This window comes from Chitinophaga sp. Hz27 (assembly GCF_042263525.1).
In the GTDB taxonomy this organism is placed as follows: domain Bacteria; phylum Bacteroidota; class Bacteroidia; order Chitinophagales; family Chitinophagaceae; genus Chitinophaga.
The window spans coordinates 287,110-300,280 of sequence record NZ_JBHKFJ010000008.1 but is presented as its reverse complement, the minus strand read 5'-3'; the positions used below and the strand labels follow the sequence as shown (position 1 = coordinate 300,280).

Sequence of the window (13,171 nt, the reverse complement as noted above, 5' to 3'; positions counted from 1 at the left end):
TTGGTTTAGTATTTAAAGGTTAAAGATAACACCTGTATTGAAATTAAAGCCTCTCGAATTATATCCTGTTATATCGAAATATTTATAATCCGTTATATTTCGGAAACCGGCAAAAATTTTAAGCAAGTTACCAAATTTATACTCACCATACAGATCTACCGTGTAATAATCTCCCATTGGATGGCTTACTTCGTAACGCTGGCCTATATATTTATAGGATGCGCTTGCATAAAATGCAGGCGTAATCTGATATCCCAAAGTAGCATTTCCCATATTCCTGGGAATCCTATACAAATTATAAGAAGTCGTTTTACTACCGTTTGATGCCGTTTCCGTAACATGACCATCGGTATAACTATAGTTGATGGTAAAGTCCAGGCCACGGATAATTTCTGCACTAAACTCTGCCTCTAACCCAGATGCCTGTTGCTTATTAGCATTTTTATAACCGCCAATCCAGGTTACCGGGTCAGAATAAAATATGATCAGGTCTTTTGTATCTCTCCAAAAACCTGTTACCCTGAAATTGACACGATGCAGGTACAGCTGATAACCTGCTTCATAACTGGTGGTAACCTCCGGACTCAGGCCACTGTTGCCATATCCAGGCGCATACAGCTGGTACAATGTAGGTACCTTATACCCAGAAGCCACATTGACAAAGAACTTATGTTGGTTGTTCAGTAGGAAAGATGGATTGATGGAATAAGTGAAATTATTACCGTATAACTGGTGGTGATTATATCTGCCGCCCAGGTCGAGGTTGAAGCCGCCCATATTATGTAGCAACAAGGATGCGTAGGCACTCACCTGGTTTACATGGGCGCTGTCTTTTGGAATGCTGGTGATATAAGGTGCCGCATTGGCTGGATAAGAGCTGATGAGGTAATCATCCTGGCCGGTGCGGGAGGTTGTGAATGCCGCTCCGCCGATTACGCGTATCTGGTTGGTGAGATCTGCATTGGCATAACTCTCTATTTGGTGAGTGCGTGCCAGCAAATGGGTGTTGTCGTATTTGGAATAACCATTAGGGGCCACATAGCCGCTATCGTTGATCAGGTTACGTTTATTTTGCTGGTAGCTATAGAGCAAATGCCATTCTCCTTTTTTGAATTTATAGGTGCTGCTGAAAGAATTGAGGAGATATTGGTATTTGCCGTTATAGTCGCGGTCATCGATGAAGGCGCCTTCATCCAGCGCATGATGGTAGTCGTTGAAGTTAAAGAGGTATTGGAGGTTCCATCTTTTGCCAGCTTCCAATCCAAGCTTTGCAAATACGCTGTGCTGGCGAAATCCGTCTTTATCAAAGTTGCCATGTCCGGTAGTGTCGGTGGCATCGGAGAAGCCATCTGTTTTCTCAAATTTATACCCGAGGAGGTAGGAGAATTTTTGCAGATGTCCATGCAGATTGATGCCTGCTTGTTTATCATTATAGCTGCCGAAACCCAAAGAGGCATTGGCGCCGAATTTTTTATCGCCGGCTTTCCTGGTAATAATATTGATAACACCCGCAACAGCATCGGAACCATAAAGTGTAGACTGGCTACCACGGAGGATTTCAATACGTTCTATTTCCTGTGGGGAAATGAAATTGAGATCAAATGCGCCGGAGATCTGGGAAGCATCGTTAACAGGCATACCGTCTACAAGTATGAGTGTATTACCAGCGCTTGCACCGCGCATAAATACACTGGGCGTGGTTCCTGGCGTATTGTTAGCGCCATTGATGACTAATCCGGCCTGCGTATTGAGGATATCAGCTACTGTTTTGCCATTATTTTTTTCCAGATACTGGCGGGAGAGGATGGTCAGTACTTTGCCCGTTTCGCTGGCTTTCAGCGGTACTTTAGAAGCGGTAACCGTAACTTCTGATAATTGTCGGCTAGCGGTAGAATCCTGTGCCATGGCAGGTGCCGCGGCGGATAAGATGATGGTTGCTGTAAGTATTCTCGTAAACATCTTGATAAAAAAAATACGAATTACAGATTAACTCGGTCGGACGCCCTTGCGAAAAAATCAGTAATTCGTAATCAAAAAATAAGGGATATCTGTCGATATCCCTTTGAATATGGTAGGATCAACCAGGGAGACGAGAGATGTGTTTCTCCATTTCTTTGATCTGATTCACGATCTGTGAGGTAGTAGGTTTTTGTGCTTTTGCTCTGCGGAAGTATTCTTTTGCAGATTTGAATTCGCGGCGGCTCATGGCTATACCGGAAAGGGTCAGCAGGGCAGCAGCGGTATTCTCTTTATCAGGTAAACCCATACGGATGGCCTTTTTCAGGTTCTGGTCAGCTGATTTCAGGTCATTTTTCTGGTAAGCGATATTTCCGAGCTGGAAATACTGCATACCTTCATATTCCTTCATTGGGCTGCCGGATTTGATACTCTGACGAATAGTAGATTCGGCCTTATCCAGGTCGTTGGTATACATGGCCATGTTAGACTGCATGAAGTAGTATACGGAACGGATAGGTTTATAAAGGAGGCTAGGCCATTTAATTTGATTCATAAGCCCGGTGGCTTTTTCCAGGTCACCAGCTTCCACAGCTTCCTGCACCAATCTCATTGGTCCAAACAGCACATGTGTTACAATACAGATCACGGCGAGCAGCAATACAAGGGAAGCTTCCCACCAGCCAACTGTAAATCCCAGGGCAATACCGCCCAAAAACAGCACAATGCCGATTGGGAAACGATATAAAATAAAAAAGTTAAATGCTTTCATGGAAATTCTGTTCGTAATTCACTTAATTCTAATACGAGGCAGCAAAGATAATTAAAAAATACACCCTAGTGTTGCCAGGAGCAGATCGGGGGAAATATTAATTTAATGACTATGTTCTAGCCTTTGTCAGTCTGGTTTTCGGCTTATGTTGTGGCCTGGCGCTTACCGAATTTAAGGTTTGCCAGTGCAATTGCGCCCAGGATAATGCCCACACCCAGTATCTGGACAGGCGTTATTCTTTCATGTAGAAAGATGGTAGCTGCGATGGTGGCTACTGGCAGCTCGGCGGCACTGAGGATGGCTCCTAATGCCACGCCGGTTTGTGGCATACCTTTAGAAAACAGGAAGGGGGGAAGTACCGTACCAAATAAGGCCAGCGGCATTCCCCACATCCAAAGTCCGGTTTCCGTAAAACGACCATTTACTAAGTAAAGCGGCGGAAAGATGAGGGTGATTATGATGAAAGCCCCGGTAACGATCCAGGCACTTTTCAACACCGGGGTAAGCGCACGGCCTACGCGGCCACTCACCACGATGAATATGGTATAAAAGAAGGCTGCCAGCAAACCAAAGCCAAGGCCTTTCAGGTTCAGGGTAGCGCCATTACTGTTCAATATCCCTCCGGCAAGGAAAGTGCCGGTCAGTATCAGCACCACTGCCAGCCATTGGCGACCAGTGGGCTTCTTCTTATAAATTAACCATTCTACCATCATGCTCATCCAGGTAAACTGCATGAGCAAAATGATACCCAGACTGGCAGGAATATATTGTACCGCCTGATAATAGGTGATACTTACCAGCCCAGTAGAACTGCCCAGTATAAACGATGTTCTTGCATCTTTATTTTTAAGCCCATAGGTGGTAGCACCAGAGATCATATGTATGAACCAGAGTGCTACCATCCCGAAGCCGGCTTGTACGCTGCAAAGTTCTCCCAACGTAAAGCCTTGCTGATATCCTAGTTTAACTATTGTCGATAATATTCCAAAGCTACATGCACCTAATAACACGAGCAATATCCCTTTCCACATGATGATTCAATAATTTGCTGCGAATGTAGCTGAAATCGCCGAATAGCTATTTTTTACGCTTTTCCAGGTTAGGAAGGAATCCTGTTAACAGTCCTATTAACGGGAGATAAGCACATACCTGATATACATATGCAATATTGGTTTGATCTGCCAGGCGGCCCAGCAGCGCAGAACCTACACCTCCCATACCAAAGGCCAGCCCAAAAAACAAGCCTGCAATCATGCCTACCTTACCTGGTACTAACTCTTGCGCATATACGAGAATAGCGGAAAAGGCAGAAGAAAGTATAATTCCAATGAATACACTTAGTATGGCTGTCCAGGCGAGATTTACATGTGGCAGCAGCAAGGAAAACGGCGCTACGCCAAGGATAGAGATCCAGATGACATACTTACGGCCAATGCGGTCGCCCACAGGGCCACCAATAAAAGTACCCGCAGCTACAGAGAAGAGGAATACGAACAGGTATATCTGCGCGCCTTGTACACTGACATGGAATTTATTGATCAGGTAGAACGTATAATAGCTGGTCATACTCGCCATATAGAAATATTTGGAGAAGATAAGTACCAGTAGAATACCCAGCGAGAAAACCACTTTAGGCGTGGATAACTGCTGCCTGTCTGTATGCTGAATTGCTTTTTTCACTTTGGGCTTTTGAGGCTGTGCCATGTACCATTTGCTGATGCGCAACATTACGATAATAGCCAGCAGCGCTGCCAGCGAAAACCAGATCACATTGAACTGACCAAAAGGTACGATGATGGCCGCTGCCAGTAATGGTCCCAGGGAACTGCCAGCGTTACCGCCTACCTGGAATAAGGATTGCGCCATACCATGACGGCCGCCAGAAGCCATGTGTGCCAGCCTTGAAGCTTCTGGATGGAATATCGCTGAACCAACGCCAGTCAATGCAACTGATACCAGCACCATTGGGAAGCTATGTGCCATAGACAAACTTACCAATCCTAATAAGGTGAAGCTCATGCCTATAGCCAGGGAATAAGGTTGCGGTTTTTTGTCTGTAAAAAATCCTACCAACGGCTGCAAAATAGATGCAGACATCTGGAAGGTAAGGGTGATCAGACCTACCTGAGAATACGATAATTTAAGGGAATCTCTTACCAGTGGATAGATCGCAGGAATTAATGACTGCAGGGCATCGTTCAGTAAATGGGTAAAACTCAGCGCAATCAATATCGAGAATACCGTTTGTTGGGCTACCTTTTCGGCAGCGGATTGGGTTTCCTGTTGTTGCTCGGTTAAAGTTGTTGACATTGTCTGTTTTTTGTGATCAGATCATCTGATGTTTAAAGATAAAATTTTAGGCTACTTATTTATCTGCTATATGATCATTTCCCGTGAGTGGTAATCCTGGTGGCGCAAGACCAGGCTTTTTTAGGGTCTTTGTCGATAATAGCCTGCAGCAGCGCATCATGCAGGTGTTGCGTATCTACAAAGGTTTTTGTGGTGCCATACCGCAATACGAACGACTTCTTCAACATATCGGCAACACTGGCATATAAGTCTATCATCACTTCATTTCTGGCTGCGTCAGCGATCGACTTGTGAAAGTTGATGTCTGCCTGAATACAAGCTTCCAGATTATTGGCAACAGCATATTCATATCGCTTTTTGAGGAAGCCTTTCATCTTTTCCACATCTTTCTGGGAGCGAAGCATAGCAGCTTTTTCGGCTATCTTCACTTCCAGGATCAATCGTACTTCATTGAGGTCTTCAAAGTCGGCACGCTGTAATAAAGTCGTCAGCGGCTCTCCCGAGCCCGACTGTGAAATTACGAAAGTGCCCAGGCCTTGCTGTACTTTCAGGAATCCTCTGTTTACCAGTACTTTTATTGCCTCCCGGATGCTAGACCTTCCAACACCATATTGCGCCATCAACTCAGGTTCCGTAGGTAGCTGCTGGTCCACAACGATCTTACCCGAAACGATCAGGTCCTGTATCCTGCCGGCAACTTCTTCGGCCAGCGATAATCTTTTTACTGGAGTACTTATATTCATCATATCATCTGATGTTTGCAAAAGTATTTATTTTTTCCGGAGAAATGCAAACAAAAAAATCAATGGCTACTGCCGCAACCAGAAGAACAGCCGCTGCAACCCGACGAGGAGCATCCATGGCCACTGCTACATCCATGGCCGCCACCAGCGTCGCTACAGCCACTTGTACCGCATCCGAAACCACCAGAATCACCAACGGGGATCGGTTCATAGTCGTACGGCCTGCTGATACTGACTATGTAAAAAATTATGCTGAAAACTAGTGCCAGTGGAATAAAAATGAAATATTGTGTGAATAACGTTAGCAACATAGCAGCTGTGACAGCAGCAACCAATACCTGAAACTGGAATTGGCTGGACAGCGGACGTCGTACCAACCTGAAATGCCGCCTGTTTATCCGCACAAAATCAATGTCCGAAAACCGTTCATCACCTTTGGGCCAGATGTCTGCAGGAGGCGGATGCCCGAATTTAACCTCGTATTGCAGGAGAGTAAAGTCATAGCAATCAGCATACTTGTCATTTTCCTGCGCACCTCCTTTGGTAGGATTGTGATGGAGTTCCTTTTGTAAAGTTTCCCTGCATAGCTTATTCCAATAGTTATCTGTATAAGATAAGTGGAGATGCCAGGCCTGATCTACATGATCGGAAGGGGTTAGGCTATTTTTGGTGGTAGCAGAGAGCAACAGAAATCTCCTGTATTCTTCCAGTACCCGCTGTGCAAATTCATCATTCCAGTAATTATCTCTGGCTAAACGTTTTACGAAAGTAAAAGAGGTGTCGGGTTCATCAAATTGGAATGCCTGCAGCTTTTGCCACAGTTCATCTTCTGCATTCGTCATCATATAACATAGTATAGGTTATTGCAAGCTATTATTTTTCATCCAATAAATCACAATCTGCACTCATCACAAATCATTTTGTATTCCAGGCATTTAGTTCTATTTTGTCCAGATCGACCTATGTGTACTTACGTACAAATGCTAACTGCTTATTAATTTAACTGCTATATGAGAAAATTTGTATTGTCATTATCCCTATTGATCACATTCAGGGTATATGGACAGGAGGCACTAAAATATCAAACACCTCCGCAAAGCATTCTGGAATTGGCCATGGCAACGCCTTCTCCTACTGTTGATTTCAGCGGAAAAGGAGATATTATGCTGATCATGGACCGTTCCAGTTATCCAACTATCGAAGAGCTGTCGCAACCGGAATACCGCCTGGCGGGTTCCCGTATCAATCCTGCTAACTTTAGTCTAAGCCGCTCACCGTATGTGACTGCAATCAAAATCAAGCAAATCGCGTCGAAGAAAGAATTTGCAGTAACCGGACTTCCGGCTAATGCACGTATCAGCAACATTACCTGGTCGCCGGCACAGAAAAGTATTGCTTTCCTCGTTAGCGACAATAACAGCGTAACCTTATGGCAGGCTGATGTTAATACCGGTGTAGCTAAGCAGGTAAGCGCACGTAAACTGAACAGTATAGAAGGAAATGCTTATGCATGGCTAGATGAAAATAAATTCCTTCTGTCTGCAGTTCCTGCTACTATCGGTAAAGCGCCACTACAACCGCAAACACCAGAAGGGCCTACTGTACAGCAAACATCTGGCAAAGCAGCTCCTGCAGCTACTTTCCAGGATATGCTCAAAAATCCTTTTGATGAGCAGCTGTTCGATTATTATTTCCAGTCTGAACTGGTAATAACCGATGGTAATAAAGAAGAGGTGATCAGCAAGCCTGGTATCTTCGCCAGTGTTCAGCCTTCTCCGGACAAACAATATTTGTTGGTAGAAGAGCGTCATCGTCCTTATTCTTATCTCGTGGGTGAAGATCGTTTCCCAACTAACACAGAAATCTGGAAACTCACTGGCGAAAAAGTAAAAGTTTTATCTAATAAACCTCTGGATGAAAGCCGTCCTAAAGGATTTGATGCTACATCTAACTTTCCTCGTCGTTTTGGCTGGCGTGCAGATGCCGCGGCTACTATTACCTGGGTAAAAGCCTTGGATGGTGGTGATCCAAAAAAATCAGTTCCTTTCAGAGATGCGTTGAATAGCCTGGAAGCGCCTTTCAGCGCAGAGCCAGTAGTGTTGGTGCAAACACCTGAACGTTTTGCAAATGTTACCTGGGCAAACAATCAGCTGGCGCTGATCACAGAAATGAATAGCAGCCAGCAACGCGTGAAAGTGAGCAAAATTGATCCTTCACATCCAGGTCAGGCGCCAGTGTTGGTAATCGACAGATCTGAGAATGACCGTTATAACGATCCAGGCACGCCTGTACTGGTGAAGAATCAATACAACAAATCAGTACTGTATGTTACTCCTGCCGGCGATATCCTGATGCGTGCTGCTGGCGCTTCTCCGGAAGGTGACCGTCCTTTCCTGTCACGTTATAACATCAATACTAAAAAACAAGATATTCTCTGGCGTAGCCAGGCTCCATATTATGAGCAGGTAGAAGATGTGATCGATCCGGCTAAACTCGTGGTAGTTACTGCGCGCGAGTCCGTATCATCTCCCGTAAACTACTATTTACAGGACCTGAAAAAGAAATCAACTGTTGCATTAACTGCTTTCCCTCATCCGCAGCCACAACTGCTAGGCGTCCAGAAAGAACTGTTGAAATACAAACGTAAAGATGGCGTGGACCTGACAGCAATGCTGTACCTGCCTAAAGGTTATGATCCTAAGAAAGATGGCCGTTTGCCAGTGCTGATGTGGGCTTATCCACGTGAATACAAATCAGCAAGCGATGCAGCACAGGTGAGAGGATCTGCCTATAAATTTACCCGTGTTACTTACGGTTCTCCGATCTTCTGGGTGACTCGCGGTTTTGCGGTTATGGATGCTACTGAAATGCCTATCGTTGGTGAAGGTGATAAAGAGCCAAATGATAATTTCCTGGACCAGTTGGTGATGAATGCTGAAGCGGCAATCAACAAGATTTCCGATATGGGTGTGGGCGACAGAAACCGCATTGCGGTTGGAGGTCACTCTTATGGCGCATTTATGACAGCTAACCTGCTGGCACATACGAATCTGTTTAAAGCCGGTATTGCACGTAGTGGCGCTTACAATCGTACCTTGACTCCTTTCGGTTTCCAGAACGAACAGCGCTCTTATTGGCAGGCACCTGATGTATACTATAACATGGCGCCCTTCTCTTTCGCCGATAAACTGAAAACGCCAATCCTGATGATTCATGGTGAGGCAGATAATAACTCCGGTACTTTCCCTATTCAAAGCGAGCGTTTTTATAATGCTATCAAAGGAAATGGCGGTACTGCAAGATTGGTATTCCTGCCGCAGGAAAGCCATGGTTATGCCGCTAAAGAAAGCATTCTCCACATGCTGTGGGAAATGGACGAGTGGTTGATGAAGTATGTTAAATAAATAAAATATCATATTGGGCCGATCTCTACTAATCAGGGATCGGCTTTTTATACCCCAAATGTCGGATATAGGTAAAAAGTACCATTAAAGCCCCTAATTTCACAATAGTCCTTGTCTTACGCGCAGTACCTTTGTATCATCATGGCAAAGGCAGCGATTCCAACATATGATATCTGTTCCCTTGTAATGGGGAAGCCTAATCAGGAAGATGTGGTGGTAGCCAGGTTTTCAGATTATTTGGCGGCGCACAGGGATATTCATTTCCCGCATCGTCATTCTTTTTACCATCTGGCACTTTTTACCAGTGGTCACGGAACGCACACTATAGATTTTGAGCGATTTTCTGTGGAACCAGGGCAATTATACTTCATGGTGCCTGGCCAGGTACATGGCTGGTATTTTGAAGGGAAGCTGGAAGGTTATGTAATCAATGTCTCCCCGGGTTTCTTCAATGTATTCCTGAAAGATGCCGATTATATTGAGCGTTTTCCTTTCCTCAGTGGAGTGGCCACGGAAGGCGTGGTGCAATTAACACAGCAGCACGTACCAGAGATCGCGCACTTATTTGAAGGCATGCTGCGTGAAGTATGCACTGATCAGCCCTATAACCTCGATATGCTTCGATTGCTCTTACTGGAACTGTTTATCAAAGTAAGCAGGTTTACCCATCATGGTCCTATAAAACAGGAGATGCTGCATAATAACCTGCTGTTACGCAACTTCCGAAAGTTGGTAGAACAGCATTACATGCAGCAACGATTACCGAAAGACTATGCCGCCATGTTATATGTAACACCTAATTATCTGAATGCATTTTGTCAGCATATGTTAGGGAAATCTGCAGGAGAGGTTATTCGCGACAGGGTATTGCTGGAAGCGAAACGGTTACTGGTAATGGCAGATACGAGCATCTCGTCGATCGCCTACCAGCTTAACTTTGCAGATAATTCCTACTTCACGAAGTTCTTCAGGAAATATGCTGGTGTTACGCCGGAAGAGTTTAGAAAGAATATCATTTGATTATATAAAACATTTAGCAATGTGTGCAGATAAAAGTCACGACAAAAAACCTAATTTCTTTAAAGCTTTATTGGGAAATAAATGTGCCCGTTGTCGCCGTGGAGATATTTATGAAACTAAGAATCCTTATGATTTAAAGAATTTCATGAAAATGCCTGAAGTTTGCCCTGTGTGCGGACAGAAGGTAGAAGTAGAAGTAGGATTTTACTATGGTACCGGTTATGTAAGTTATGCCTTGTCTATTGCGATTTGCGTAGCAAGTTTGATAGCTTGGTGGTTATTCATAGGGTTCTCCATAAATGATAACCGAATTTTCTGGTGGTTAGGATTCAATGGTTTATTGCTATTGATTTTACAACCGATCATTATGCGTTTATCCCGCACTATCTGGATGGCATTCTTTGTGTATTATGATGAAGACTGGCATCAGGGGCCTCCGGAAGGAAGTGGAAGAACGAACGCAACTTTTAATGGCGTGGTGTAATAGTCTGTATGATATTAAACGAAAAAGCCGTCTCTACTGAGTAGAGGCGGCTTTTTATATTCGACTAAAACTGGCGATGGCTAGAGAGCACCTACTTTTCTATTTGTCTTTTTTACTCGGCTTGTTGTGTATCTGATTTGGTTTCAGATAAACTTTCTTTCCTTTATCATCTACAATAAACTTTCGGTCCTTTTTATCGATGTAGACTACTTCACCGTTTGGACCTTCCTTTCCTTTGTAAACTTTGTCTGTAATTGCTGAGGTGCCTTTTACTGCGACGGAAGCGGTAGCATTACCTACTTTCTTCGCGGCTTTTTCGATTCCTTGTCCGAATGCCCGCTGACCTGATAATGACGTAACTAAGCCAACGGCTGCTGCAATCAGAAACAATGGTAAATGCTTTGGAGTGTGCATAAACTTTGGTTTTAGCTGATCAAATAAGTTCAACAATGATGCCAGAAGAAATGAATAATTGATTATCAATTAATTGTTAAAAAAATAAAAACAGAACACTTGATGATTTACTAAAAAATAGATCTCCCTGTAATAAATTATAGTTTTCTCCTGCCTGTTAATTACAGCAGGTTAGGGGCAGGGTTATGAAGGTGGGTGGTTTTCGTATAATCGGAGAGGTTATGGAGAAGGGAAATAGGTGCCTGGGATTTAATCTTTAAAATTGTACCTACTATCTTTCCTGACGATTCCCCATTTTTTCTGGTAGACGTATGCTCCATTTTCCATCGCCTGAATGTAGTTTTGTATCCATTCTTCAAAGGAAGGAGCGATGATTTCGCGGTGGTTATCTTCGTGCCAGAAGGCGATAACCTGTCCGTATTGGCCGCCAGGTGCTGGGTCAAAATCCAGGCAGAGGTGGTTGCCGAGGCCATCATAAGTAAATGGTATCCAACGTGAATTCCACCAGTCATCTTTGATACCTGTATCAGGTTCTGATTTCAGCGTTTCATCATTATGAATAAAGGCGCCATTATCCTGCATTTCTTTCCAGGTGATCCATTCATCTGTTATTTCAGTGATACTGAGTAACTTGTCGCCATTGACGAGGCCCGCCCGGGAAACCTGTTGCCCATCGTGGATCGCATAGAAAACTTTGAACGCGTCTGGCATGGCAATGCCAGTAATGGTTTCCAATTCAGCGATATCGTCGTATGATGCGCCGGGATTAAGGATACTAACCAGTTTTGGGGCGTGATGGTGCATCCAGTTCTCCCATCTTGTCCAATATTCCTGCATTTGGTGAGGGTTTAATGCGGAGATAAAGATTAAAAAAAATTAGCAGAAATTTTTGATATTGTTATGTTTTCCTGCCGTTTTTGTAATTATTTAATCGATATTTTTGTGGGACAATCCCACGGTTGATTATTAAAAAAGTAAATAACTAATTATGGCACAGTTACCTAAATTTCTGATAGCAGATGATCCTGTAAACGATCCGGAGAATGAGTATATTTTCCATACTCAGACACCTCGTTTCTTCGCTAAGCGAGTAGAAGAGGATGAGGAAACTGCCTACATCGACATCGTACATGAGTATGATAATGTAGAAGAGTTTTTCAAAGATGCTCCTGAGAAAAAAATTGAATTACTGGAACAGCTGGAAGACTGGTATTATTCCTACATGGAATGGCTGGAAGATGACGGCGACGATGAAGAAGACGAAGAATAGGTAATGTCGACTTTATTATAAAAAATCCCGGAGAGTAGTATACCCTCCGGGATTTTTTTATTTTAGAAGAAATATTTTCCCGAATGTCTGTTTACAAGATAAGTAGCGAAGGCGTTAAGGCTCAACGCAGGCAGCAAATAAGAATGCAGGTGCTAATCATCGCAGTGGCGTTGTTAGGCGGCTGGTATGTGTATGGCTTTGGTGGGGTAGAGCCCCGGTTGGAAACAATACTACCAGTGGCTATTGTCATAATTTACATTACCATTTCTACGTACTTCCGTATACGAAAGGTAAATCAGGCTTTAAAGACCTTTGAAATAGAGATTACAGAAAATACAATTATCAGGCGCCAGGAGAACATGCAGGAACTGAGCTTTTCCAGATTTGAGATCAGTAATATGGCGCAAACCAGGAATGGAGTGGTAATCCGTGGGGAAGGACCAGGATCGGCTATTATTATACCCTCTGCGATTGATGATTATGATGAGCTGTTAGTGGAACTGGAAAAAATTCGCCCGTTTGATGAGGCCGATAAAAAGGCATTTCATGAAAAATATTGGTACCTGGGGTTGATGCTATTTTTTGGAGGAATTGCAGGTTATAACCTGACAAATGATAAATATATCGCAGTATTATCGATAGGTGCTTTACTGGCATTTCTATGGCTATTTATCAAGCCGGCCTACCAAAATCGGCTCTTCTCCGAAGAGAAACGAAAAAGAGCCGCCTGGATTGTTTATATCGTTACTGTTGTATTTGTAATCGGTATGATCATTAAGTTATTCATATTCCCATAGA

At 43.7% G+C, this 13,171-nt stretch carries 13 protein-coding genes; 5 read left to right on the top strand and 8 right to left on the bottom strand.

The genetic code is table 11. The annotated features are described in order from the left end of the window. Positions 1-12: 12 nt before the first annotated feature. From ACE38W_RS20405 to ACE38W_RS20380, 6 genes are all read right to left on the bottom strand, one after another. Positions 13-1,959: a TonB-dependent receptor plug domain-containing protein gene (locus ACE38W_RS20405; protein WP_375833951.1), complete on the bottom strand. Its 1,947-nt coding sequence runs from the start codon at positions 1,957-1,959 to the stop codon at positions 13-15. A 118-nt stretch (positions 1,960-2,077) separates the two neighbouring features. After that, positions 2,078-2,728, bottom strand: coding sequence for a tetratricopeptide repeat protein (locus tag ACE38W_RS20400; protein ID WP_375833949.1), 651 nt, complete (start codon positions 2,726-2,728; stop codon positions 2,078-2,080). A gap of 143 nt (positions 2,729-2,871) precedes the next feature. Then, positions 2,872-3,759, bottom strand: coding sequence for a DMT family transporter (locus ACE38W_RS20395; RefSeq protein WP_375833946.1), 888 nt, complete (start codon positions 3,757-3,759; stop codon positions 2,872-2,874). A gap of 46 nt (positions 3,760-3,805) precedes the next feature. Next, on the bottom strand, positions 3,806-5,038 hold the full coding sequence (locus ACE38W_RS20390) for an MFS transporter (RefSeq protein ID WP_375833943.1): 1,233 nt from the start codon (positions 5,036-5,038) through the stop codon (positions 3,806-3,808). Positions 5,039-5,112: 74 nt separating this feature from the next. Beyond that, the gene (locus ACE38W_RS20385; protein WP_375833940.1) at positions 5,113-5,784 is read right to left on the bottom strand and encodes a FadR/GntR family transcriptional regulator; all 672 of its coding nucleotides are present in this window, start codon (positions 5,782-5,784) and stop codon (positions 5,113-5,115) included. Between the two features lie 56 nt (positions 5,785-5,840). Further along, positions 5,841-6,626, bottom strand: a complete 786-nt coding sequence (locus ACE38W_RS20380; RefSeq protein ID WP_375833937.1) for a glycine-rich domain-containing protein — start codon at positions 6,624-6,626, stop codon at positions 5,841-5,843. A 165-nt stretch (positions 6,627-6,791) separates the two neighbouring features. Here ACE38W_RS20380 and ACE38W_RS20375 point away from each other — a divergent pair, with 165 nt between their 5' ends. From ACE38W_RS20375 to ACE38W_RS20365, 3 genes are all read left to right on the top strand, one after another. Then, positions 6,792-9,185, top strand: coding sequence for an alpha/beta hydrolase family protein (locus tag ACE38W_RS20375; protein ID WP_375833934.1), 2,394 nt, complete (start codon positions 6,792-6,794; stop codon positions 9,183-9,185). A 141-nt stretch (positions 9,186-9,326) separates the two neighbouring features. After that, entirely contained in the window at positions 9,327-10,205 is an 879-nt protein-coding gene (locus ACE38W_RS20370; RefSeq protein WP_375833932.1) for an AraC family transcriptional regulator, read from the top strand. Between the two features lie 19 nt (positions 10,206-10,224). After that, the gene (locus tag ACE38W_RS20365) at positions 10,225-10,689 is read left to right on the top strand and encodes a DUF983 domain-containing protein (RefSeq protein WP_375833929.1); all 465 of its coding nucleotides are present in this window, start codon (positions 10,225-10,227) and stop codon (positions 10,687-10,689) included. 99 nt (positions 10,690-10,788) lie between these two features. On the opposite strand, the gene ACE38W_RS20360 is transcribed toward ACE38W_RS20365, so the two are convergent. After that, positions 10,789-11,103, bottom strand: coding sequence for a hypothetical protein (locus ACE38W_RS20360; RefSeq protein ID WP_375833926.1), 315 nt, complete (start codon positions 11,101-11,103; stop codon positions 10,789-10,791). Positions 11,104-11,352: 249 nt separating this feature from the next. Continuing rightward, positions 11,353-11,940 carry an SMI1/KNR4 family protein gene (locus ACE38W_RS20355; RefSeq protein ID WP_375833923.1) on the bottom strand — a complete coding sequence of 196 codons (588 nt, stop codon included), beginning with the start codon at positions 11,938-11,940 and terminating at the stop codon, positions 11,353-11,355. A gap of 151 nt (positions 11,941-12,091) precedes the next feature. Here ACE38W_RS20355 and ACE38W_RS20350 point away from each other — a divergent pair, with 151 nt between their 5' ends. Continuing rightward, a complete protein-coding gene (locus ACE38W_RS20350; protein WP_375833920.1) occupies positions 12,092-12,373 on the top strand; it encodes a hypothetical protein in 282 nt (93 codons plus the stop codon). An 83-nt stretch (positions 12,374-12,456) separates the two neighbouring features. Next, a complete protein-coding gene (locus ACE38W_RS20345) occupies positions 12,457-13,170 on the top strand; it encodes a hypothetical protein (RefSeq protein ID WP_375833917.1) in 714 nt (237 codons plus the stop codon). Position 13,171: the final 1 nt, after the last annotated feature.

Excerpts from the sequence above, each read along its gene's own strand:
- ACE38W_RS20405 (WP_375833951.1), bottom strand. The coding sequence starts at position 1,959 with ATGTTTACGAGAATACTTACAGCAACCATCATCTTATCCGCCGCGGCA.
- ACE38W_RS20400 (WP_375833949.1), bottom strand. The coding sequence starts at position 2,728 with ATGAAAGCATTTAACTTTTTTATTTTATATCGTTTCCCAATCGGCATT.
- ACE38W_RS20395 (WP_375833946.1), bottom strand. The coding sequence starts at position 3,759 with ATGTGGAAAGGGATATTGCTCGTGTTATTAGGTGCATGTAGCTTTGGA.
- ACE38W_RS20390 (WP_375833943.1), bottom strand. The coding sequence starts at position 5,038 with ATGTCAACAACTTTAACCGAGCAACAACAGGAAACCCAATCCGCTGCC.
- ACE38W_RS20385 (WP_375833940.1), bottom strand. The coding sequence starts at position 5,784 with ATGATGAATATAAGTACTCCAGTAAAAAGATTATCGCTGGCCGAAGAA.
- ACE38W_RS20380 (WP_375833937.1), bottom strand. The coding sequence starts at position 6,626 with ATGATGACGAATGCAGAAGATGAACTGTGGCAAAAGCTGCAGGCATTC.
- ACE38W_RS20375 (WP_375833934.1), top strand. The coding sequence starts at position 6,792 with ATGAGAAAATTTGTATTGTCATTATCCCTATTGATCACATTCAGGGTA.
- ACE38W_RS20370 (WP_375833932.1), top strand. The coding sequence starts at position 9,327 with ATGGCAAAGGCAGCGATTCCAACATATGATATCTGTTCCCTTGTAATG.
- ACE38W_RS20365 (WP_375833929.1), top strand. The coding sequence starts at position 10,225 with ATGTGTGCAGATAAAAGTCACGACAAAAAACCTAATTTCTTTAAAGCT.
- ACE38W_RS20360 (WP_375833926.1), bottom strand. The coding sequence starts at position 11,103 with ATGCACACTCCAAAGCATTTACCATTGTTTCTGATTGCAGCAGCCGTT.
- ACE38W_RS20355 (WP_375833923.1), bottom strand. The coding sequence starts at position 11,940 with ATGCAGGAATATTGGACAAGATGGGAGAACTGGATGCACCATCACGCC.
- ACE38W_RS20350 (WP_375833920.1), top strand. The coding sequence starts at position 12,092 with ATGGCACAGTTACCTAAATTTCTGATAGCAGATGATCCTGTAAACGAT.
- ACE38W_RS20345 (WP_375833917.1), top strand. The coding sequence starts at position 12,457 with ATGTCTGTTTACAAGATAAGTAGCGAAGGCGTTAAGGCTCAACGCAGG.